This window comes from Desertibacillus haloalkaliphilus (assembly GCF_019039105.1).
Classification (GTDB): domain Bacteria; phylum Bacillota; class Bacilli; order Bacillales; family KJ1-10-99; genus Desertibacillus; species Desertibacillus haloalkaliphilus.
This window is the reverse complement of the sequence record NZ_JAHPIV010000005.1, coordinates 22107-46046: the sequence shown is the minus strand read 5'-3', so window position 1 is coordinate 46046 and position 23940 is coordinate 22107. Positions and strand designations below refer to the sequence as shown.

The window sequence follows — 23940 nt, the reverse complement described above, 5'->3', positions numbered from 1 at the left end:
CACAAAGGGATATTTTACCCAAATACTTTCCAAGTCAAGTACTTAATGTTTTTGTAAAATCAACTACAGCTTTTTTCAACAAAAATAAAGCGCAAAAAGGTTTATTCTTACCATCTGTCTGGAATAATATTGGTTTCAATGATCTCTACCTACAATTAGTTTAAAAAGTTCAAATATTGACACAATTACATTATTTCTGTTAAATTAGATTTGTTGCAAAAAGTTCATAAATACGTAATAAAGGTGCCATATTTTTGGTTAAAAGGGGATCTGGTGAAACTCCAGATCGTCCCCATAATTGTAAGCGTTGACAAAGTAATTAAACCACTGCATTAAACTAGTATTCATCTACTAATGTGGAATGGGGAATTTGGAAAGCACAGACGAAGTGCTTTTACTAATTGTGATAACCAAATTTAACTCTCGATTCGAGAGGTTTTTATTTGAGAGGAAAGGAGTGGGGATCACCAACATATATTTCTTCTTTTTTGAAAACACTTACATTTTTTATATCTCCCTAGTTTATACAAAATAGCCTTTTTCTTATTTAATATAGCTCTACTATCAATAATCTTATTTCATTCAAGGGAGGAAATTGTTATGAAGACAAAAAACAGATGGTTAATGGCTTTATCCGCTATCGCTATTCACCTATCCATCGGTGCGGCCTATGCATATAGTGTATATAAAAATCCATTAGTTGAAACGATTGGCTGGTCAGAGACATATGTTACGTTAGCTTTCACCATTATGATGGCGCTCGCAGGACTATCAGCGGCTTTTTTTGGTCCATTTGTTGAAAAGCATGGTCCAAGAAAATCTGCAATCCTAGCCGCAATTTTGTTTGCTTCTGGACAAGCAGGATCTGGACTTGCAGTTGTAGTTGATTCTTCGATCATGTTTCTACTTACCTATGGATTATTAAGTGGTTTAGGCTTAGGAGTTGGATATATCTCACCTGTCTCTACCCTTGTTAAGTGGTTCCCTGACCGAAGAGGATTGGCAACAGGGATGGCTGTTTTAGGTTTTGGTACAGGCGCCTTAGTAACTGCGCCAGCTGCCGCATTATTAATCGAAACTATAAACGTTACAAATACATTTTATGTTTTAGGAGCATGTTATTTCATTTTAATGATGTTAGGAGCCTCCTACATCGAGCCTCCAAAAGAAGGCTGGATGCCTCCAAGTATGGTTAAAGCAGTGGCCTCTGGTCAAAAAGCAATAAAAAAGGATTTACGTCAATTAACAGCTAAGCAAGCAGTGAAAACGAAGCACTTCTGGATGCTATGGACAATGAAGCTCATCAATGTAAGTGCTGGAATTATGATGATCTCAGTGGCATCCCCTATGGCCCAAGATGTTGTTGGACTATCAGCCGCTGCTGCTGCAACAATGGTTGGGATCATGGGAATCTTTAATGGTGGTGGCCGATTAGGTTGGGCTGCAGCCTCTGACTACATTGGTAGACATAATGTATTTCTGATCTTTTTCGTCATTCAAATGGTGGCATTTTTCACATTACCGATGACAACAAATGCTATCATATTCCAAATCCTTATTTTGTTAGTTGTAAGTTGTTATGGTGGTGGATTCTCTAACCTCCCTGCCTTTATTGGTGACTTATTTGGAACAAAACAATTAGGTGCTATTCATGGGTACCTACTAACCACTTGGTCACTAGGTGGTATCATTGGTCCAATGCTAGTTTCTAATATTCAAGGCGCTACAGGAAGTTACATTCCTGTATTTTACGTTTTCTTTGGTATGATCACCCTTGCTTTCATTGTTTCTGTTTTCCTACGTATGGATATTAAAAAAATTCAGAAACAACAAAAGCTTCAACAGGGAAGCAGTATAGCATAATGAACGCTCAAGAACTGTATGGTACCTAAGTTGACTATTACGATAATTTCCCTTCAGGTGAATCTATGACTATAGGGATATTGTATTTTCTCACATCTTTATTGGGAAAATATGTACAAGCCTCTGTTAGACAATAAGCAAGAGGCGGGGCAAAAGGTTGGTTTTTCCACCTTTTGTCCCGCCTCTTTTTCCACTACTAAAATAAACTCTACCATTACTCTTTCATCAGGTTATTAAGTGGTTATGATTATTGTAGTGTTTTGTTAATTGTCTTTATTTTTAATTGGCTCTAACAACAGAGGGAATCCAGTTTTCTCTCCCCCTAATGAAAGGTTTAATAAAAAGTGGACCACACTACCTGATCCTACCATCAAATCAGCCGTCGTATGATAAGGGTTTTCTGTTATCCAAGTCACTGAATTAGATTCGTTTTCACGTCGTAGATTAATAATTTTATCAGCTAAATGTTGAGCTCTTTCCAACCATTGTGAGTCTTCTAATACTCGATACCCTTCGAGATAGATGTCACCTAAGCCACTAAGACCGTGACATTGACTAAGATTAGAAGTCAGGATGTCAGAAGAGTGAACTTTCAATGCTTTTTCTGCAACCTCAGCATATTGTTGTTCTTTGGTTTGTTCATACAGTCTAAGAAACGTTAGTGCAATACCTGGTGAACCGTGACACCACCATTTCCATAGCGCCGAACTTTTATCGCTATACTCCCACAAAAGGGACTTACCATTATCTGAAGGAATGGCTTTCTTCATTAACCAACCTGCTCCTACTTGCCACGCCTTTTTTGCATTAGCATGTTGATAACGCCGATCATATTCTGCCAGGAAATAGACTATTCCTGCTACTCCGTGCGCAAATCCGGTCAATGTCTCCCCGCTCATCCCATCGACACCTTCTGGCATTTCCCAGGAGCCATCCTCTTTCTGATTTTTTATTAAATAGGCTACGCATTCGTGGGCATAGGCTGAGAACACTTCATCATTCAGCCGATCCGAACAATAAAGGGCCGCAATTCCTTGGCCTGCTGCACCATGTGTGATATCAGGCCAATCGAGCTTACCTCTCAAAGCCTTTACCATATACTCGTCAATCTGGTCATTTCTCTGAATCATACCGCCAGCGATTGCCTCAGCAACAGCTACAGCATAACCCGCATGCCCAAAATGTAACCCCGGCAACTGGTCTGGGGTTATTTCATTACTAACCAACCAACGAACAGCATTGACGACTCGTTCTTGAACATCTTTTGTGCCATATCCAAATCGAGAAAGACGGCTAAGTAAATAAATAACTCCAGCTACACCTTTATTAGTATCAAAAAGTAGTTCAATATCATGTGATTGTTCATTCGTTTCGTCATGTGGAGCTGACATCCATAGCTGAGTGTTTGGATCTGTGATCACATCATGTAACAAACCTTTTTGTGCTTTATGAATAAGTGAATGTAAATCGTGAGTATAATCATTTGATGAGATTGGTGGTAAATTGCGAGGTGTTGTTTTGTCATTTTTAAAATCATTCATATATCTTTGTACGGTATCTTCTACCTTTGTTAATAAAGGTCTTTTGTTTGGATCCTCGTCTATACATTCTACGATTGTTTCTATTAACTCTGAAGGGATCGTGTGTAATAAATGACCTAACCGGAGTGAGAGTTGGTCTTTATTTATATTTTGAATGCGAAGTGGATCAAAGCCAGTAAAAAACAAAAGCATGACACAGCCTAAAGAATAAATATCGTCTTGAATTGTTGGCTGTTCCCGGTTATTTTGCTCAGGCGACATAAAACCTAATGTCCCTAAGTTAAAAGGAGGAGACTCATCATCGATAGCGTGTGCTAATTCTAGGTCAATTAAATACACTTGCTTGTTGCTCCCTATCCATATATTTGTTCCCGTTAAGTCTCTGTGGACATAGCCGGCACCGTGTAGTTTTTTCACAGCATCGATAATTTTGATTAAATGTTCTAACATCTCAATCTGCGTCGTAACTCGGAGGCTATTCCAAGTACAATTATCTAAACAATAAGAAATGAAATGTTCAAGATTTTGTCCCTCTATATACTCCATTGGCAGATAACCATGACCCTTTACTTCGAAGTATGAATCTACCTTTGGAATAGGAACTACCTCAGACAACTTTTTATGGAGGGTTTCTTGGTATTTTAATCTGGTTCGAATGTCACGATCATATTTATCGCTAAAACAATATTGCCTTCCCTGCTTAATAACTTTTAACCCTACGTCTTCTTGGCTACGTAAATCTAAAGCTAGTAACACTGAGCCTTTGGCATGTGCCCGAATTACGTCTAAAATGATATACCCCGGGCCGAACATTTTTTTATTTTCGAAAGGGTTATCATTCACTATTGTGTTATCAGCTTCTTTATCAAAAGGAGGAAATGTTTTAAATGGATTAGGAACATCTGACGGAGGTACAAATGGAACTTCATAAGAGTCCGCTCGTAAGGAACCATCTGCTGCTTGAATAAAAAGTGACGGTAGCCCGAGACGGTTTTGCGAAATAATCGGATTAAAACAGCCATATCTTGCATAAACAATATCACTAAGCCGTAAATCAGTTCGAATAATTGGACCGTGAAAACTAGGGGTTAGTTGAATAAGTTTCTCAGCAATTTCTTTTGCCTCATGATCATTATTGGGGTAGATTGTCATAAACTTTCCTACTTGTGTCGAACCCAATGCCCCTTCATTTAGTAAACCTAGAACATCCTCATCTTGAGTAATTTTAAAGCTTATCTGTTTTTCACGAAGATATGGGACCACTACACGAAGCAATGATACTGCCTCTGACTCAATCGTCGAAAGGTGAAGTTTCCAGCCTTGCACTCGATTCGTTGTTCCGACATTAGCCCAGGGATAATTGATTTCTGGGTTGAGATGATATTCGTTAAGAATCTTAACGAATTGATTCTCCATAACATCCTCCCCTTACCCTTTTTCAGTTTACAATAGACCGTCATTTATACATTTCATTGTATATCGTTATTCTTTTTATTGAATCTTTATGATAGTAAATCATGCTCTTCCACACTTTTACTTCATAAAGCAGTGTAACCTAGTAACCTCTAGGTGGATATCCATATGGTTGCATAACTCCTGGTTGAACAAACCCTGGTTGAACCATTCCTGGCTGTAATCCGTTTGAATACGGCTGTAATGGTTGTAAAACTTGTCCTACTCGTGTTCTTTGACAAGATCCGTCACCACAAGTCCAAGCACAACTTATACCACAAGTCGTTCTCGCACATGATCTCGGAGAACAATTTACCGTTTTACCGCATGAAGCATGACCACAAGTCTCCTGACAATATACTCTCTCAACTCGATTATCGTGAAACTCATCTACATCCCCATTCTTTATATTTTGAATCATCGAATGCTTTGTTTCATCATCAAGGTACTCCAGCTTTTTAATTGTTTCAACGAGATCATGAGATAATTCTCGAAAAAACGTTTTGTCTTTCTTTGCATGGTTAATCAGCTTATTTAATGTTTCATCAATCATACTCTAACCTCCGTCATAAACCTTTATATTTTTTTATACACCTTTATATATCTTTGCTTATGTTGAAACCTATGGACAAGGCAGTCCAAACTTACAAACATTCTTAGTTATTGCCCCATTGCGAGTACCATCCTGGTTGGATAAATTGATGTGGGCTGGGCAATTGAGGACCAAGGAAGCGGGGGTGTAGCGGGTGGGGCCGAAACACCTGCGGCTGTACAAAAGTAGTGTGGGCACAGGATCCCCTACCGCAAGTATTCCCACATGTAATTCTTAAACATGTTGTTCCACAGGAATCCGCACATGTTTGATTACACGATCGCCGCCCGCACGTAATAGCATTACAGGTCCAACCGGAACATTTAGGGTGAGCAATTACACGATTTGATGTCTCTCCATCTTTTTGACCTTGAATGTAATCAATCATGTCATTCTTCGTATGAGAATCAAGATAATCGACGTTTTGTATTGTTTTAATTAAGTCGTTTTGCAACTGGCGAAAAAAAACTTTGTCTTTCTTTGCATGATTAATTAGTTGATGTAATCTTTCTAAATCCACGCTATTCACCTACCTCACTTAGTTTAAATATACGTTTGTGGAGGATACCCTGGTCGAAATGGTTTTATTGGTAAAGTACCAGGTTGAACATTACCTCGTAGAAAAGGAGCCTGAACTTCGGGGATTTGAGGCTCAAGTGGTGTCATTTGTAAGCCTGCAGTTGCTCCACCACAGGAACCCAAACAAGTATTGCCCCCACAACTGCTTCTACATGTTACTCTGCAAGTTCTCCTTGTTCCACATGTGATAAAACACGATGCATCACCACAAGTCACGCTACACCTTCTTCTCGCATCAAACTCACTTTGATCTTCATATAATAAGCTGTTAATGAGCTGCCGTTTCGTCTCATCATTGAGATAATCAAGAGTTTGTATCGTATGAATTATGTCATGAGATAGTCTTTGAAAGAAACGTTCATCTTGTTTGGCCTGAGCGATCAATCTTTGTAAATTCTCATAATCCATTATTCTACCTCCTGTTACTTAAATAAGTTAACTTAACAAAAAACATAAATTATCCTATGTACAGTTGACCATTCAAGTGAGTTAAGAGAGAGAAGTAATTTTGCGGTTTGTTATTTTAAAAGTAAGGTCTTTGTTCTAGTCTTAGGCATTGGCCACTTTAACCAAAAACAACCCCCTTTAACTCAAGGGGGTGATCAATAGACAAATTTATCGTTGATACATTATTGATTCATTAAGGTTTTAACTTCTGAAAAGCCTAACTGTTGAAAAAAGTCGAGTTTATACAGCAAATAGCCAGCAAAATTCCGACCAATAACGTTCTTTCGATCTTTGTTGTATACTCCTTCATGCTTTCCTACAAGCACTTACCATGGAGATATTGCATATTAACAGCTATGCCCTGTCGATTCCCACGTACCACTTTTACACTCGTGCACCCTGCCATCCATACAAATTTTTGATCCATTACTATAACATTGACCAGCGTACATACAATCACAAGCCATTAATTCCCCTCCATTCCAACTCCAGCCCCCTATAGGCTGAATAGGGTGAGGAGGACGAGGTACAGGTTGATATAGCTGTCTAAAGGGTGTCGAAACACCATATAGTTCATTACATCTTTCCATACATCGATCTTTTTCACTCAAACAATAATCAAAACGGTATCCTCGACGTAAACATCGACGTAACTCTTGTTCACAAATTACAGTACATGTGTCAGGACCCGCTGGTTGTACTCCCACCTGAAATTGAGGATAGGATACAAATAAAGGAACTTGTTGTCTATAAGGGAAATACGGCATAAACATCGTTGCTCTCTCCTTAATCATTCACAAATGTAGTAAAGAACAGGTTGACTTTCTTGAGAATCCGTAAGAGTAAATGAATTGTTACCTATAGGTAAGGAACTGATAGTTTGTCAAGCGGGCTCAGAGGTACAAATCGATATATTGTTGTATACCTATAGGAAGGGCATTTATCCCCCTTTATGACTGTTTATGTATGAGGATAGCCAATTGCATTAAGTAAACGGCCCAATTTGTGAAATTGGGCCGTTTTAAAAAAGAGAGGTCCTAAATTAACTGCGACTTCTGATGTGGGCGGAGGAGCGGGTTACATTATAGATTGATATTGCTAATTTAACCCATGAATTCCCCCCTTTGAGAGCTTCTATCAGGCATTGTAAGTAATTGGTAGTCTATTGATGATATTAAAATCTTCCTATGAATCATCTTTTCTTCATCCTGATCGTTTTATTGCTTATCCATAGACAATCCTTTTGTTACTCTAGCTACCTTTTCCTGAATTTTTTTCTCCCCAATGACCGTTTCCTCCGTTCTTTCAAATGCAATGCCATTATATTGGAAAGAAACTTTATTTGATAACTTCTCATTATCATTAGATAAAGATGAAATTAAATGAGAAGCATCTTCTGGTTTCAGATCCTTATACCATCTACCTGATGGGTACACAACTAATACACATTTATCTTGGCAACGTCCATTACAGCGTGTTCTAGTTGTATGAATCTCATGATCTAATCCTCTTGCCATAATCTCTGCTCTAACTGCCTGTGTTAACTCTTCTGCTCCAGCTTTGTTACAACTGCTTCCGTTACATAGTAAAATATGATGTTTAGTTTCTGTTAAATCCCATGTAGCCATTCTATTCCCCAACTCCTAAATATTTTTTTCGCATATCTTTTCAAATCCCTAATTTTCTCTAATCAGTTTTTTCGTAGTGGTAGCAAATCATTTGTTAAATACCTAATGTCCCTTCATAGCCGCCTGTTGAGCAGCCCAGGTTATGAACAAAATAAAAAGCCCTTCCTCACACTAGAGAAAGAGCATAAACGGCATATTTGTCATTAAGACCTTTATGAAAGTCAGTCCTGCCGTTTAAACTTCTCACCCCCCGAAGAAATAAAAAACTTTTGGAAATTGAGGCAGGTCTCCTGACTTGTGCTTCCCTTTACTCTGAGCCTTCCCGTATAAGCACCTCTTCAGTTCCTTATACAGTGGTCATTCTCATTTCATCCACACTTACAGTTGCGGGGACAGTTCTGGACTTTCACCAGATTCCCTATTAAGTCTATATAACACCTAAACTTCCTATTAAATATTAAATTATGACCAAAGAAATAATATTTAGACAATTACTACAATAACTTATAAACAAAGGAAATTCAATCTATTTAAACTTCCCCTATTCCACAAGTAGAATTCATGACTAGTCATTACAACATGTCTCCTCTTCTCCAATGTGACCCGAACGAATTACTTTTGTTTCTAGATATTTTTCATTAAACTCTGATCGATCTCCCCATAACGACTCTCTTCCTGATACCGGTAAACCAGCATTCTTTAAAGCCTCTAATTTTTTCGGGTTATTGGTCAATAAAGTAACAGGCTTACTTCTTAATGCTTTTAAAACATGAATCGCATCACTATAATTTCTAGAATCATCAACAAAGCCAAGCGCTTCATTTGCCTCAACTGTATCGTAGTTATTCTCTTGGAGAATGTAAGCCATTGCTTTGCTAAATAGACCAATTCCTCGTCCTTCATGATTAGCTAAATAAAATAAAGCACCTGTACCATGTTCAATAATATTTTTCATTGATTGTTTTAATTGATACCCACAATCACACCTTTTACTTCCGAAAATATCTCCTGTATGACAGATGGAATGCATTCTAATAATGGCATCATCACTGTAGCTAAAATCACCATAGGTTAAGACACTCGATTGCTGTAATTCGGATAAATTAGCTGAAGATAATTTATCAATAATACGGTCAAAGTCCTCTGTTACCTCACCACAATTTAACCAACAGTACCAATTGAATTGAACTGTCTCTCCATCCAAATTAACCGGAAGTTTTATAGGTCCAACTAAATAGATGGCACCTTCCTTTGTTTTAATTAGTTGAATTTTATCTTCAAGTATTGAAAGAATCCTTGACTCGAATTTTGTTTGTGTCATCAGTATCCTATCCTTTTTTATTATTTTGTCGTTAAGGTAATATTTCCATATAGGGAAATTAGTGGTTATGGGTTTCTGAATTAGTAATGCTCTTTTGCTCAAACCTAGTTTAGGGCAATTGATCATTTATCCCGTTATAACTGTAATATCCTCACTTGAAAAAAAGTGGGGCGAAAATACAATTGGATGTTTTTTTGTATACAAACCGGGACAAATAAGAAAGACGACTACGAAAAAGTGGTCGTCTCTAGATGTACCAGTAACGTTGCAACAACAACGTAAAGGGGCTTTAGTAGTTCTCATTCAACATAGGAGCTTATCGCAGAGGGAATGATAAATGTCCATGTAATAGTAGTGGATGTTTCTTGTAACTCCTGCAAGTTTCGCCCTTGCCCTTTCGCTTGTCGGTATAAATATCTCTGGAAAATCAGGTGTACCGATTACTGAATCATAATGTAATTCGCCCTGCAATACAAAACAGAATACCAGGTACCTATCTTGCATTTGACGTAAGGTTTTTATGCACCAGTAATCCTGTCATTGCCTACCTAAAATCATGCCAATGTTTCATTTTTTATTGATTTACTAGTTGCTTTTTTTATTATTGGTGCAACTTCTGTCGCTAGTAATTCAATACTTTTCGCTACTTTACTAACAGGCAAGCCGCCTATATCCAGCTGTGCTAGAAAACGTGTATGTCCAAAAGCCTCATGTTGTCTTAAGATTTTCTCCACAATTTGCTGCGTACTTCCTACAAACAATGCGGTATCTGGGCCTGTCATTTGATCGAAGTCGTCCTTTGATAATCTCGTTCCCATTCCTCGTTGACGATTCACATAGGACCAATAGTTCGAGTAATATGGGAAGAATTCACTTTTCGCTTGCTGAGTTGTTTCAGCAATATAGGCATGCCCCGTTACGCCAACCCTTAAGTCTTCTGGGGAATGCCCGGCATTTATTCCGGTTTCACGGTAAAAGTCAACGAGCGGTTTAAAACGTAATGGATCTCCGCCTAATATCGCTAGTGCCATTCCAACGCCAAATTTTCCAGCACGAACAGCACTTTCCGGCGAACCGCCAACCCCGATCCAAACTGGTAAGCGTTCTTGTACTGGCCTCGGGGCAATTTCAGCATTGTTTAAAGATGAACGGAACTTTCCTGACCACGTAACGGTCTCATTTTGAGTTAATTGTAAAAGCAAATCCATATGCTCTTCAAACAATTCATCATAATCGTTTGTGCTATACCCAAACAGCGGAAATGATTCTATAAATGCTCCCCTGCCAGCTATGATTTCAGCTCGACCATTTGAAAGTAAATCTAATGTAGCAAAATCTTCAAAGAGACGAACCGGATCAAGTGTACTTAACACACTTGTAGTACTTGTTAATTTAATTCGTTTTGTTGCATGTGCAATAGCAGCCAATATGACTGCAGGTGAAGAAGAGGCATAATCTAGACGATGATGCTCCCCTACCCCAAATATATCCAGCCCTGCTTCATCAGCAAGTGTTGCCGCTTGAATGATTTCTGTTAATCGTTCTTTAACCGTTACCGTTTTTCCAGTTAATGGATCAGGACCAATATCTGCAAGTGTGTAAATCCCTATATCGATGCTTGTTTTTTCTACAGTAGACATCCCAAAGCCTCCCAACCTTATACCGCTAACTCTACTCGATTTCCAGAAGGATCAAGCGTAATATAATGATTATTTTCTTCTAATACATCCACACCAATTTGTTTCAATTGTGTTACTACTTGCTTTCGTGCTTCTTCATTATCAAAAATGAGCGTAAACGATTCGAGACCTACACTATTTTGGGCCGGAGCTTTAGCACCTACACCATTCCATGTGTTGACCCCAACGTGGTGGTGATATTTTCCGTAAGAAAGGAATAATGCCTGCCCGCCAAATCGATTGACGACATCCATTCCTAATCCTTTTACATAAAATTCTTCTGTCTTTTTTAGATCGGATACGTGCAAATGAATGTGACCCATGACCGTTTCAGTCGGCATTTTTTCCCAACGACTATTTGGTGTAGCATGCTGTAGCAATTTTTCAAAATCTAGTGGATCAACAGTCATTGCTATCTCATCACCATTCCAATTCCATTCAGACGGAGTGCGGTCACGATAAATTTCAATCTGGTTTCCATCTGGATCATTTAGATACAGTGCTTCACTGACAAGATGATCTGAAGCCCCAAAGCGAATTCCTTTATCGACCAAATGCACGACAATATTGGCTAAATCTGATTGATCTGGTAAGAGAATCGCAAAATGATACAAACCAGTGGTTCTTCCTTGTTTCGGAATAACATTTTCAGGTTGTTCCAGTGATAAAAAGCTAGTTTTCCCATCAGTCGTTAGTTTTGCTGTTGAAATTGTTTTTTCTAAAACACTGAATCCCAAAATATCTTGATAAAATTCTATTGAACGTTGTAAATTTTCTACTTTAATTTTGACATGCCCAACAAACGTTGTAGGTTTCGTATGATACCTCATAGTTTCCCCCTAATATTATTTTTCTTTATTAAAAATCTTTTGATCCAAAGAAATCCGTGATGAATCAGCTAAAACGAAATAAATAATATTGCTCATAAAACAAGTTATATACCATTAATCCAAGAATCCCAATACGATCAAAAGCGCTAACGGTATTTGCGAGACGACCTTGGAACCTTGATGCCCAGAATAAAAAATATAAGTCATACTACTGCTCTTAATATAACTTTCCAAGTTCTTGTTTATCTATTGCCATTCCCTTTTTTAAGTTAGTTACTTTATGTAAGTAAGTATATTTAAATTATCCAATTATGTCAAGTAACTAAATATTCTATTGTAATTTAATATCTGCTTTTGTGGTACAATAGAAATCAAGAGAGGTGAATTTTAAAAATGAAACAACGTACAATTTGCCCAAGATTTGAAAAGGCAATTTCGTTATTAAGTCAAAGGTGGACAGCATTAGTGATCTATCAATTATTATTGGGATCACAAAGGTTTAATGAAATACAATCTTCTATTGGTATAAGTGGTAAGGTCTTATCAGAACGATTAAAGGACTTAGAACACCAAGGGGTAGTGAAACGTGAGGTTATACCCGAAACCCCAGTCATCATTGAGTATTCCTTGACAGAAAAAGGGCAGGCCATGGAACCCATTTTAAAAACAATTGAGAACTGGTCTCAAGCTTGGATTATGGAGGATTCAGACGCAACTGAAAAAAATTAGCGGAGGTATACAACAGATTTTTATGAAGTTGTTGAAATTTAAAATGAGACATTAGCATAATACTCTTTATTGGAGTCGCTATGCTAATGTCTCTTCTTTGCAGACAAGTCATCGTTATAGTGAATTGGGGATTACAACGGAAGAAATGAAAAAAGAAGCCTTTATAATGAATGAGATGTTAGCAAACCACTCTCACCTTACTAATATCCGAGTTTGATTTTCTCACACCCAAAAAGACGCTTCATTCTGGAGCGCCTTTTTTATGCTTTCTTCTAAAGGTTCAACATTAAACCTATAGTCTTTTTCTAAAAATGTCGATCAACACTAACCTCAAATTGCGTCATATTCTCATCCGACTGCAAGAAAAGCGGATTAACTAAAATATTTATTCGCGATTTTTCTGCCGTTCTAGTTGCGAGTGCCTGTGTCGCAGCCGTTGGATTAGGTCCACCTAAACTATTATAATCAACACTATTATCGGCAACATGGAGACGCCCCACCTGATAAGCATCTCATGATGGATCGACGACAAACCCCATCCTCATTGTACTTTGTAAGTGAATATAATAGTTCGGTGGCAAGTCACTGCGATGGACTTTTTTCGCACCTGCTTGATGTAAAATATTCGTTGCTATTTTGGTTAATTGCTCTCTTCTCTTTTTAGATTTTTCACTTGGTGAATAGTGAACGAACGATTGCATTTGGTTGCGGTCGGTAGCCAGTGCTTACGACATCTAATGTTCGATTCTGAGAAAAGCCAGCCTTCTTAGCACCAAAATAAAAAAGTGCCTCTTTCGTTGTCGTTTGTGCAAACTCAACAGGCAACGTAGCTTCCACTTTCTCATAGTAAGGCATGAGTTCCCTGTAGCTAATCGGCCATTCTCCATCTATTGCCTCAGGAAACGCACGTGGAGAGTTAGCATAATAATGCAGTGTTCCCCCTCCAATTCCTGCAGTTTGCCATAGGAGTGTACGGTCTGGTACATTCCTAAACCACGGCGTGCGTCTGCGGTCTGCTGGACCCCAGCGAAATCTCCCACGAATCAGATCATCCATATCATGTTCTAACCTTGTTAATTGCCTTCGATAAAGACTGCCATCTAAATCCGTGGGATCAGAGCCCTCAAAAGATAAAGTGGTTTGACTGCGTCATGTTTTATTAATATAATGTTAAACTGTTAACATTCGGCTAATCGATATTTAGAATTAAATGGAATTAGAAAGAAAGGTGAAATTATCTTAGACGACTATTATAGGTGTATCCGGTTTAGAAAGAGAACAAGTGGTACTTCAGTTCCGTAACCTTTTCCTCAAAACATCAAGGATATTCAATGGAAGATTAAAATAACGATCTCGCTTCGTATACTTTTGGGGAGGAAAAGAATGAAAACAATAAACAATTTGAACACGGACTGGGCTACATTTACTGTTAGTGGAGGTTTTTTATTCCTCTTTGTCATTTCTTCACTAATTGACATTAATATGGTTGAAGGTTGGGTAACTGAATCCTTCAATTGGTCAGTGACATTTTTTGGTGCTTATTGGCAATTATTATTGCTAGGAAATTTTGCGATTGGAATTATATTAGCTTTTTCAAGATATGGAAATGTGAAGTTAGGAAAAATGGAGAAACCTGAGAATGGTTATTTCCGTTGGATTTCTATGATTCTATGTACGCTCCTAGCTAGTGGTGGTGTATTTTGGGCTGCATCAGAGCCAATCTATCATTATGTTACAACTCCACCGTTGTTTGCGAATGATGGGCTGACACCACAAGAGGCAATCATACCGGCTTTATCACAAAGCTTTGTACACTGGGGCTTCCTAGCTTGGGCGTGTTTAGGTACTTTAACAACAATTGTCCTCATGTATGCACATTATCATAAAGGGTATCCACTTAAACCTCGTGCAGTTTTATATCCTATTTTCGGAGAAAAAATATTTAATAAAAGTATCATTGGGTCAACTGCCGATATCGTTTCAATTATTGCAGTTGCTGCAGGCACAATGGGACCTATCGGATTTTTAGGTCTGCAAATTGGATATGGTCTTCATTTTTTATTTGATATTCCAAATACGTTGGTTACGAATATTATCGTTGTTGGGGCACTAATCATTATTGCTGCTATATCTGTAGCAAGTGGTGTTGACAAAGGTATTCAATTCTTAAGTCGCTTAAATGTTATATTTGTTGTATTATTAACAGCAATCATTCTCATTATTGGCCCAACAATGTTTTTAATAGATTCTTTTATTAGTGCTCAAGCCTTTCAATTACAGAACTTTTTCGGAATGAATTTATATCGCTCGGATCAAGCTTGGCTCGGTTATTGGACTATATTTTTCTGGGGCTGGTTCCTAGGGTATGCTCCAATGATGGCTATTTTTATTAGTAAAATCTCGCGTGGTCGCACGATCAGGGAGCTTATTGTAGCAGTATCTATTATTGCACCATTAGTTAGTAACTTCTGGTTTGCAGTTGTTGGTGGTACAGGGTTATCTCAAGAACTAAACAATCCTGGTTCCATTTCAGGCCCATTAGGTGATGGCGGAATGCCCGCGACCGTAATGGCCATTACGGATCAACTACCGATGGGATTATGGATGGCTATTGGGTTCTTAATCGTTAGTATTGTGTTTGTATCGACGACAGTTGATTCCATTTCTTATACGGTCGCAGTAACCTTACAAGGTACGGATCATCCACAAAAATCGATGAGAGTCTTTTGGGTCATTTTATTCGGTATATTATCCGTCGTACTACTAACCATTGGTGAAGGAAGTATACAGGCATTACAAAACTTTATTGTTGTCACCGCAGTACCTGTATCTATATTACTACTTCCACCACTATGGAGTGCACCAAAAATTGCAAAGCAGATGGCTAAAGAACAAAGTGAAGAACCTTCTGTTGAAGATACAAAAGAAGTGAAGGTAAAAGTAGCAAAATAATAACTTTATCGACGAACATGTACCTATAATAACATTGTTAAAAAAATAAATTTAAGAACATCCCCTAATTTATATGGGGGTGTTTTCCTTTTTGAGAAAAAAGAACATCTTCATTAAAATTTCTGACTTCATCAAAGGTTGACTTACAACTAAGTATTGTGATTACTACTATTATGAGTTAATTAAAAAGGAGGATGCTATGTCAAGAAAATGGACACAGCGAGATTTTCTTGACATAGTATCTATACACACGAACACCCACCGTATTATTGAGCCGGACATAGGGAAATGAATCACAAGGAAAAATCACAGCTATATGGAAAGGTGGCTGTGACTTTTAGTTTGGTGTTTGTTTGCACATGTCGAGTAAAGAAAGATCTATTTAAAGTTTTGGTTTAATGTTCTTTTGTTTTATTTTTTCTTCTTATTTAAAGATGCAGACATGATCAACAATCCTGAAATATAAAAAACACTCGCCATACCACCAACAGCAGATACACCACCTAATAAAACTGGCATTAATACCTGAGTCAATTTGTTAATAGATAGTCTCAGCCCTAGACCTTCTCCAACTCTCTCTTTCGGTAAAGAATTTATGGTAATGGATATAGAAAGTGGTTGACCAATACCTAAGCTTAATCCAAGAATAAATGAAACAATACCTAACAAAAAAACATTAGATAATAATGGTGTTAAAATAAAAATTACCCCTGCACTCAATATTGAATATGTAATAACTATACTTCTACTATATTTTTTTATCAGGTGTGGTAGTAAGTATTCATTTCTTTTAAAAGAATCGGGTATCCTTGATAAAATAAAAAATAGGGAATGATTTGATCATCATAGCCCCATTTTTCACATTGTCATAGTGTAAGCTATATATCATTTGTCCTCTCCCTTAAAATACGCTGTCCTTCCTATTCGTAAAAAACTACAGTCTTGAAGTATTGGACTAGTTTTCAAATTTAATGACAGTTTATTAAAAAGTGGGGCAAATTTATCCATCTCTTTTTCCGTTGTAATAAATTGTAATCCATATTGAAACAAATCATTGTTCGCTTCATGTTTCCATACAATATATCCGCACACTGTAACTTCTTCACCTAATATTTTCGTTGTAAATTCTAATAGAACATCTGAACGTACAGGCAAATTAATTTGTGTCGTAAATCGTATTCCCCCTAAACTAAGGTCCTCGATAAGTGATTTTGAATTGCCTAATTTAACATCCTGCCCTTTGAATTTAACGATCGTCATCCTCGCGCATAGTGGGTAATCAAAGTTTATGCGGTAAAACTTCCGTCGATTTTCGGTTCGCTTTTGGAGATCGTTTGCAGACTTTGGTTTTATAGAACCTTTCTTCAATAATGATTGTAAACCCTCGCCAGGTATTGACTTACTATATATAAAGCCTTGTATAAGCGGACAATCTAGCTGACGTAAAAAGTTTAATTGCTCATTCGTCTCGACACCTTCTGCTACTAAGTTCACTTTCAATTCATCTGCTAAAATGATTAAACTTCTAATTATACCTTTTGTTTTATTATTATCATCTGATATTTTAGTGATAAAAGATTTATCAATCTTAACAGTAGAAATATCTAACTCATTTAAATACGATAGCGATGAGTACCCAGAACAAAAATCATCAAGTGCAAAGGTAATACCCTTTTCTCTTAATTGAGCAATAACTGATTTAGCGGCATCAATATTTCTTATTACTGTCTCTTCAGTTATTTCCAGTTCGATTAAGTTAGGATCAACACTTGTTTCTTCTATTATCTCTAACACATCATCAGCAAATCCTGCCTTTAATAGTCGGTTAGGTGTAATATTCACAGAAATTGGTACTAGTGATTTCCCTTGATTCTCCCAAATTTTTAACTGTTTACAAACTTTGTCTAACACCGAATCACTCAACCGGAAGCTGAGCCCACTGTCTTCTGCCAATGGGATAAACTCGTGTGGTGATACTACTCCCCATTCTGGGTGCTTCCATCGAATCAATGCTTCAGCTCCCTTTATTATGTTTGTTTTTGTATCTACTTTTGGTTGATACTCAATAAAAAACTCCTGGTTAATAAAAGCTTTCCTCAAATCTTTTTCTAAAGAAAATAATTTATATGACTCTATATTTAAGGAAGGAGAATAGACCTTCCAGCTATTTTTGCCTTCAACTTTCGCCTTATGTAAGGCAATACTTGCATGACGGAGAAGGCTATCAATATCACGACCATCTAGAGGATATAGACTAATGCCAATACTTGTTGTCATATAAATCTCATGCTCTTCAATAAAAATTGGCTTTTCGATTAACTCAATGAGGTTTTCAGCTACCTTATAGGTATCCGCGATATTATTAATATCACGTAGACAAATGGCGAATTCATCACCACCTAAACGAGCAAGGTAAGCAGTTTGGTCTAAAGCATTTTTCAGACGGTTTGAAATATCGATTAGTACCTTATCCCCAATCTCATGACTTAATGATTCATTAACAGACCTAAAACGGTCCATATCTAAATACATCACAGCAAACTTGGTGTGTTCTTCGTCTATCACCTCTTTAAGCTTGTCCATAAAAGCTTTGCGGTTTGGTAGTTTCGTTACATGGTCATGGTTGGATATATACTCTAGCAATAACTCAGATGCTTTTTGCTTGGTAATATCCGTAGCATGTCCATCTATTCTAACTACATTCCCATCCATATCAAGAATAGGGGTACTTTGGGTTTCAATCCATTTTTCCTCATGTTTTTCGTTAATAATGCGATATTGCTCATGAACTTCTTGGCCTTCTAACACCTTTCGGTAATTTGCTTTTACTTTTGATAAATCTTCTTGATGAACGTAATCAAACCAGCCCTTACCTTTGTTTTCTAGAGTTATGCGATCAAGTGCGAAGATTTTTTCAATCCCTCGCGAACAAAATTGAAGTTTACCGATTTTAACATCATAAGACCAGACCCCTACACTCAAATTAATTTTTATCAATTGTAGTTGCTCTTCTTGTTTTTTTTCTGTGATATCACGAACCGTCCCTAAAAAACGACTGACTTCACCATTTTCATTAAGTACTGGGCTCCCTTTAAAGTAAAGGTCCCTCACCTCATTATCTTGTCGAGTAATTCGATATGCAATCGAAAAACTTTCTCTCTTATCAATACCATCTTGCATCGCTCTCTGAAATTCCTCACGTTCTTTTGGGTCGATAAGCTCTAGCATACGTTTAAATGTCGGCAAAAAGGCTGGGAGTTTCTCAATCTGTAGAATTGAGTATACTTGATTAGACCAATTCCCTTTACTACGGCTAACATTATACTCCCAACTGCCAATGTTAGACTCTTCTTCAACCAATTTTAATTGTTGCTTTAATGAATCATACTCTATACCGTCTTCTTTACCTGCCGAAATAGTTTTGGCTACCCCGTGAACCACTCCAACGCCGCCACTATCAATTTCTGGAATAAATGTGATAGCTACGTCAATGAGATCTCCATTTTTGTGTAATAATGATATATCAAACGATGTGATTTTATTTGATAACGCTTTATAAAAGTGATAATCGAGTTTTTCAAGATCTTCTTTTTGAATAAACTCTTGAAATACTTGTGACAACTCTTTAAATTGATAGCCTAATAATTGTGTAAATGCTTGATTAATTGCAAGAAATTCTCCTTGTCCATCTAAAATAAACATTGCATCAATGTATTTGCCAAAAAGTCTTTTAATTAACTTATCATCTATACGACCACCTATTTTTTTCTCGACCATATGATCATTCTTTGTTTTAAAAATTAAGTCAGTTAGTTTCATGTTTGGCACCCCAACTCTACTAATCATTGGATATCTTAAAAGCAATTATTCCCGATGATTAAGCACTCTTCTATTTATTTGACTACATTATTTTACAAGTGGAAATGTAATTGTAAGCGTCGTTCCTTCGCCTTCTCTACTTTCGATTGTCCTTGTTCCTTGGTGTGACTCAATAATTTTGTCACTAATGATCAAGCCCAAACCTGTCCCTTTTTCCTTCGTAGTAAAGAATGGATCCCAAGCTTTATCTAATAGCTCTCTAGGCATACCAATTCCTTTATCAATCACTTTTATCTCAGCCATACCATCTACCCTTTCACTCGTTATGGAAATACACCCATTCGTTGTAGCCTCAATGGCATTTTTTATAAGGTTAATAAAAGCCTGCCTTACTTTCATTGACTCACATTGGATCATTAGTGTTTCGTCTTCGTATACTTTCACTATTTTGTTCCCTTTTACAGTCGCTTGTGGTTCAAGAAATGATATTGCATCATCTAATAGATTGGAAACAGAACATGGTTTATAGATATCCGAATGAGGCTTTGCTAACATAAGTAGTTCATTAGCGATTTGTTCGATACGATTTAACTCATCTTCAATAATTGTGTTAAAGTATTCTTTATCAGTTTTATCTTTAATCAATTTAAAAAATCCTTTAAGTGAAGTGAGTGGGTTTTTTATTTCATGAGCAATTCCCTCAGCAAGGTGGGCAGCAATGGCTAACTTTTCAGATCGAATCATAGCATCCTCCATTAATTTACGATCCGTAACATCAGTAAAGACATGTATTATTGCTTCTTCACCTTCATAACCAAAAGTTATAGTCGTTATATCAAAGAATTTGACCTTCTTATTTCCCAACTCAACTTCTACTTCTTTTAAATCATAATTAACACCGTTAATCACCGCATTGTGCCACTGTTTACTTATGTCATGATCCTTGATACAAATCATCCGAAAAACATTTTGACCAATCATATTTTCTATACGGTCCATTTCAATATCTGACACAGCTCTTTGATTAGCGAATAAAACCTTCTTTCTATTAGTCATGATGACTGCAACTGGTAGTTCATTAAGAAATTTACTATAAAACTCATTCTTCTTTTCAGTTAGTTTATTTGCTTTCGTTAATTTTAGATTAATACTAATTTGGTTAATAATTCTTTCAATTGAACGTTCCTCTTTAATAGATTTCATAATATCACCCACAATCAAAATATTAGAATATTCCAATAATTACACTCTCATACATTTTCGGTCACTAACTGTTATTTACTCTCTAGGTGATTAATCTATAGGTGTTGCTGATCCCCTTCAAACAATTTTATAAACTACTTTTTTACCCACTTGTATTATCTATGAATTGAACATTTCCGTAATCGCCGTGTATTCCTACTTTTCTTCCTATTTTCTACCTATTGAATAATAAATAGTCCACATAATTAGACTCCGCCACGCGAATAGAACTAGTATAGTAAAAACCATGATATAAACGTGGTTGAAATTAGGAATTCAATCCTAAGGTAGTACCTTGCTTAATACCAAACTACTATAGAGATTTCGATTTACATCATTAAAAGCTATAGGAGATAAGATGTTTTTTCTACTAGTACTAAACTAGTCTTAAAGTTTAAATGTTTTCACTAAATCCTGTAATTCATCAGCTAATTTTGCTAGTGATTGAGCTGAGTTTGTTATTTCTTTAGATGACGTTAACTGCTTTTCCATAGAAGCTGACACTTGCTGGCTTTGCGATGTTGTGCTAATCGATGTACTTTCAATTTCATTCATCGAAGTCACAACACCTTCGATAGAGGAACTCATATGATTCGTCGCTTCAGAAACTTCTAGTATTTGCTTTGTTACTTCATTAATAGAAAGTTGAATATCACTAAAAATTGGCTGTACTGATTTAATTGCTGCAACCCCATTGGATGACTGACTTACAGTGTCATTAATTGATAGCACTGTATTTTCTGTTTCAATTAAAATGCTAGTAACCAATTCATGGATTTGTATAGACGATTGTTTAGATTGTTCGGCTAACTTACGAACCTCATTGGCAACAACTGCGAAACCACGTCCATGTTCTCCGGCTCTAGCTGCTTCAATAGAGGCATTTAAAGCAAGTAGGTTGGTTTGATCTGAAATATTAGAAATAACTTCAACAATCTCGCCAATTTTTTTCGACCGTTCTTCTAGACTTTTTACTTTTGTCGCTGTGTTATGAATATTTTCATGAATCATTTCGCTTTCTGTAATAAAGTCAAAGATCTTACTAGAACCATCATTTGCTTTCTTATTGGCCAGTTCCGATGAATTAGCCACCATTTTCGCATTATCGGCTACTTGTACGACCCCGGAAGCCATCTCTCTTATTCGATCAGCGCTTTCGGAGGCTTTAGAGGATTGGTCTTCCGCACCTACAGAAACTGTTTGAATTGCATTAGCAACTTGTTTACTTATTAAAGAGGATTGATGAGAAGTGCTCGACAATTCTTCCCCTGAAGCTGCTACTTTTTCTGAAGACAAACGGACCTGTGTTATAATTTCTTTTAACTTCAATAACATTGTATTAAATGAGTCTGCTAATTCACCAATTTCGTCATTGCTCCTAATCTTTAATTGTTGAGTTGTTAAATCCCCATTTGCAATTTTTTGAGCGGCTTTTGTAACTAGGCGAATCGGCTTAATAATAGTTAAGATACGGAAGATAACAATTACACTAGCCACGATAACACTAAATGTAATCACGAGAATAATACTGAACTTTAAATCCTCCACTTTTCCCATATACTGCTCAACAGGCATATACGTTAAGATTTTTAACCCGTTCTTTTCATTCGTCACAAATGAGCCGATATTTTTAGTACCATTTAGCGTAAAATGTCCACTTCCCGAACTGTTTTGTTCCATGCTTAAATAAAAATCTTGAATTTCTTGACCGTGCTCTTCACTCATAAAATTTAAATCAAGGCTTTGATCACTTCTACCAGATGCAATCACCAATCCTTCAGGGTCAATAATCATCGTATGAACATTTTGCTCTGAAGTTCCTTGCACTAATTCTTCCGTCAAACGATTGATATCTACAGACATAACAAAAACGGATAAAAGTTCACCCTCCTCGTTAAATAAAGAGTTTGAGACAGCAATTACAGGTCTTTCTGTTATAGGTGAATACATATATTCACTAGCCGATACACCAGGATTTTCAAGCTGCTCATAATAATAAGCTTCTAGTTGTCTGTCAAAGACGTGCCCCACTGATACTTGTCCTACCCCATCTACCAAGACTTGATTATCGTAAGAATAGAACATATTTTCATATAAACCATCGGATGTAGCCACTCGTTCTTCCAAGCTTTTGGCAATGGCACTTAATTGTACTTGATTCACTTCATTGGTTTCAGCTAGTTCATTAAAAAAATCAGTCACATATAGGTCATTAATAATTGAATGAGAAATGTCAAACTGTGAATGAAAGACAGAATCCACTTGCTTGTTCTTTTCCACTGCAAGATGAGTTAATGAACGACTTGCTTCATTTTCCAATGCATTAGAAGTTGCATACAACGTATACACGATGTTGATAACCATGGGCATCAACATACAAATAATAAAAACAGAAAATATTTTAAGAAATAGACGATTTTTAAAAATCCTTTGCTTCATATTAGACTCCTTAAAGTAATATTTCATTCCCCTAGATTCAGAGCGAAACATTGTGAATTATCTCCTCTCATCAGCTTAATGACACCCACCCATTCTTAATCGCTGTAACAGCTGCTGATGTACGATCAGGGACATTTAACTTTTTTAATATAATGTTTATATAATTGCTTACCGTATATGGACTAAGATAAATAGAGTTGCCAATTTCCTTATTTGTCAAACCAAATGATAGTAATTCTAAGATTTCTATTTCCCGCTCTGTTAGTAATTCACAAGAGAATTGTGAATTATTACTCATGGATTTAGGAATTAGGAGTTTTTGGTATTCACTTATGACAACTCGAGTGGCTTCAGCATCTAAATATGAATACCCGTTACGAATAGCTTCTACAAGTTTTGATAATGACTGGCTGTTATAGGACTTCAATGGAAACAATCCTGTAGCACCATATTTTAAAAAGCGTTTTATATCATAATCAGTTGACTTTGTTACTACAATATATTTTTGTGATGTTGGATTCTCTTGGTTCATTTCTTTAAGAAGATTTAAAGATTGTGATCCTTCACAATCACTATCAATAACAAATATGTCCGCTCTAATATTCCCTACGAAATTTTTTGTTTTTATTTGTTCTAATATCCAATCACTTCCCAAAGCATTCTCAATTAATGTAAATAGTGAATCAGAATCCGAAATAATCGTTATCTTTTTTTGTTCCATCAATAACCCGCCCTTATAGTTACTATTCATTCTTTCTAATAATTTTTTAAAATCCTATCAACACATTATAATTAAAAGAACAGATATTTTTTAATATTCCGTCGTT

At 36.6% G+C, this 23940-nt stretch carries 17 protein-coding genes, 1 pseudogene and 1 riboswitch; of the genes and pseudogenes, 3 read left to right on the top strand and 15 right to left on the bottom strand.

Annotated features, from left to right (window positions below; translation table 11 throughout):
- Positions 1-600: 600 nt before the first annotated feature.
- Positions 601-1863, top strand: a complete 1263-nt coding sequence (locus KH400_RS06795) for an L-lactate MFS transporter (RefSeq protein WP_217223240.1) — start codon at positions 601-603, stop codon at positions 1861-1863.
- Positions 1864-2126: 263 nt separating this feature from the next.
- Here KH400_RS06795 and KH400_RS06790 read toward each other — a convergent pair whose 3' ends face one another.
- The 8 genes and pseudogenes from KH400_RS06790 to KH400_RS06760 form a co-directional block, all read right to left on the bottom strand.
- Positions 2127-4820, bottom strand: coding sequence for a lanthionine synthetase LanC family protein (locus KH400_RS06790; protein WP_217223238.1), 2694 nt, complete (start codon positions 4818-4820; stop codon positions 2127-2129).
- 139 nt (positions 4821-4959) lie between these two features.
- A complete protein-coding gene (locus KH400_RS06785) occupies positions 4960-5409 on the bottom strand; it encodes a hypothetical protein (RefSeq protein ID WP_217223235.1) in 450 nt (149 codons plus the stop codon).
- A 582-nt stretch (positions 5410-5991) separates the two neighbouring features.
- Entirely contained in the window at positions 5992-6435 is a 444-nt protein-coding gene (locus KH400_RS06780; protein WP_217223233.1) for a hypothetical protein, read from the bottom strand.
- 1256 nt (positions 6436-7691) lie between these two features.
- Positions 7692-8102, bottom strand: coding sequence for a (2Fe-2S) ferredoxin domain-containing protein (locus KH400_RS06775; RefSeq protein ID WP_217223231.1), 411 nt, complete (start codon positions 8100-8102; stop codon positions 7692-7694).
- Positions 8103-8365: 263 nt separating this feature from the next.
- Positions 8366-8559: riboswitch (cobalamin riboswitch) on the bottom strand.
- Between the two features lie 108 nt (positions 8560-8667).
- Entirely contained in the window at positions 8668-9423 is a 756-nt protein-coding gene (locus KH400_RS06770; RefSeq protein ID WP_217223229.1) for a GTP cyclohydrolase II, read from the bottom strand.
- 317 nt (positions 9424-9740) lie between these two features.
- Positions 9741-9870 (bottom strand): annotated as a pseudogene (locus KH400_RS26385) (NAD(P)-dependent oxidoreductase); the annotation flags it as partial.
- A 107-nt stretch (positions 9871-9977) separates the two neighbouring features.
- Positions 9978-11063: an LLM class flavin-dependent oxidoreductase gene (locus KH400_RS06765; protein ID WP_217223227.1), complete on the bottom strand. Its 1086-nt coding sequence runs from the start codon at positions 11061-11063 to the stop codon at positions 9978-9980.
- Positions 11064-11080: 17 nt separating this feature from the next.
- Positions 11081-11932, bottom strand: a complete 852-nt coding sequence (locus KH400_RS06760) for a VOC family protein (protein ID WP_217223225.1) — start codon at positions 11930-11932, stop codon at positions 11081-11083.
- A 393-nt stretch (positions 11933-12325) separates the two neighbouring features.
- On the opposite strand from KH400_RS06760, the gene KH400_RS06755 reads away from it, so the two are divergent.
- Complete coding sequence (locus KH400_RS06755) at positions 12326-12661, top strand: winged helix-turn-helix transcriptional regulator (protein WP_217223223.1); 336 nt, start codon at positions 12326-12328, stop codon at positions 12659-12661.
- Positions 12662-12966: 305 nt separating this feature from the next.
- Here the strand turns inward: KH400_RS06755 and KH400_RS06750 are convergent, their stop codons facing one another.
- Positions 12967-13161, bottom strand: coding sequence for a hypothetical protein (locus tag KH400_RS06750; RefSeq protein ID WP_217223221.1), 195 nt, complete (start codon positions 13159-13161; stop codon positions 12967-12969).
- Positions 13162-13330: 169 nt separating this feature from the next.
- Positions 13331-13717, bottom strand: a complete 387-nt coding sequence (locus KH400_RS06745; protein ID WP_217223219.1) for a Rossmann-fold NAD(P)-binding domain-containing protein — start codon at positions 13715-13717, stop codon at positions 13331-13333.
- A gap of 327 nt (positions 13718-14044) precedes the next feature.
- On the opposite strand from KH400_RS06745, the gene KH400_RS06740 reads away from it, so the two are divergent.
- Positions 14045-15613, top strand: a complete 1569-nt coding sequence (locus KH400_RS06740) for a BCCT family transporter (RefSeq protein WP_217223217.1) — start codon at positions 14045-14047, stop codon at positions 15611-15613.
- 411 nt (positions 15614-16024) lie between these two features.
- On the opposite strand, the gene KH400_RS06735 is transcribed toward KH400_RS06740, so the two are convergent.
- The 5 genes from KH400_RS06735 to KH400_RS06715 form a co-directional block, all read right to left on the bottom strand.
- Positions 16025-16375 carry an MFS transporter gene (locus tag KH400_RS06735; protein WP_312889084.1) on the bottom strand — a complete coding sequence of 117 codons (351 nt, stop codon included), beginning with the start codon at positions 16373-16375 and terminating at the stop codon, positions 16025-16027.
- 123 nt (positions 16376-16498) lie between these two features.
- A complete protein-coding gene (locus KH400_RS06730; protein ID WP_217223215.1) occupies positions 16499-19390 on the bottom strand; it encodes an EAL domain-containing protein in 2892 nt (963 codons plus the stop codon).
- A 129-nt stretch (positions 19391-19519) separates the two neighbouring features.
- Positions 19520-20671 (bottom strand): ATP-binding protein, encoded by a 1152-nt coding sequence (locus tag KH400_RS06725; protein WP_217223214.1) that lies wholly within the window; start codon positions 20669-20671, stop codon positions 19520-19522.
- A 390-nt stretch (positions 20672-21061) separates the two neighbouring features.
- A complete protein-coding gene (locus KH400_RS06720; protein WP_217223212.1) occupies positions 21062-23113 on the bottom strand; it encodes a methyl-accepting chemotaxis protein in 2052 nt (683 codons plus the stop codon).
- A 70-nt stretch (positions 23114-23183) separates the two neighbouring features.
- On the bottom strand, positions 23184-23834 hold the full coding sequence (locus KH400_RS06715; protein WP_217223210.1) for a response regulator transcription factor: 651 nt from the start codon (positions 23832-23834) through the stop codon (positions 23184-23186).
- Positions 23835-23940 lie beyond the last annotated feature (106 nt).

What these genes read in the sequence shown, in the direction of transcription:
- KH400_RS06760 (WP_217223225.1), bottom strand. Translation starts at nt 11,932, where the DNA reads ATGAGGTATCATACGAAACCTACAACGTTTGTTGGGCATGTCAAAATT.
- KH400_RS06765 (WP_217223227.1), bottom strand. Translation starts at nt 11,063, where the DNA reads ATGTCTACTGTAGAAAAAACAAGCATCGATATAGGGATTTACACACTT.
- KH400_RS06755 (WP_217223223.1), top strand. Translation starts at nt 12,326, where the DNA reads ATGAAACAACGTACAATTTGCCCAAGATTTGAAAAGGCAATTTCGTTA.
- KH400_RS06795 (WP_217223240.1), top strand. Translation starts at nt 601, where the DNA reads ATGAAGACAAAAAACAGATGGTTAATGGCTTTATCCGCTATCGCTATT.
- KH400_RS06780 (WP_217223233.1), bottom strand. Translation starts at nt 6,435, where the DNA reads ATGGATTATGAGAATTTACAAAGATTGATCGCTCAGGCCAAACAAGAT.
- KH400_RS06770 (WP_217223229.1), bottom strand. Translation starts at nt 9,423, where the DNA reads ATGACACAAACAAAATTCGAGTCAAGGATTCTTTCAATACTTGAAGAT.
- KH400_RS06745 (WP_217223219.1), bottom strand. Translation starts at nt 13,717, where the DNA reads ATGGATGATCTGATTCGTGGGAGATTTCGCTGGGGTCCAGCAGACCGC.
- KH400_RS06720 (WP_217223212.1), bottom strand. Translation starts at nt 23,113, where the DNA reads ATGAAGCAAAGGATTTTTAAAAATCGTCTATTTCTTAAAATATTTTCT.
- KH400_RS06715 (WP_217223210.1), bottom strand. Translation starts at nt 23,834, where the DNA reads ATGGAACAAAAAAAGATAACGATTATTTCGGATTCTGATTCACTATTT.
- KH400_RS06775 (WP_217223231.1), bottom strand. Translation starts at nt 8,102, where the DNA reads ATGGCTACATGGGATTTAACAGAAACTAAACATCATATTTTACTATGT.
- KH400_RS06785 (WP_217223235.1), bottom strand. Translation starts at nt 5,409, where the DNA reads ATGATTGATGAAACATTAAATAAGCTGATTAACCATGCAAAGAAAGAC.
- KH400_RS06790 (WP_217223238.1), bottom strand. Translation starts at nt 4,820, where the DNA reads ATGGAGAATCAATTCGTTAAGATTCTTAACGAATATCATCTCAACCCA.
- KH400_RS06730 (WP_217223215.1), bottom strand. Translation starts at nt 19,390, where the DNA reads ATGGTCGAGAAAAAAATAGGTGGTCGTATAGATGATAAGTTAATTAAA.
- KH400_RS06740 (WP_217223217.1), top strand. Translation starts at nt 14,045, where the DNA reads ATGAAAACAATAAACAATTTGAACACGGACTGGGCTACATTTACTGTT.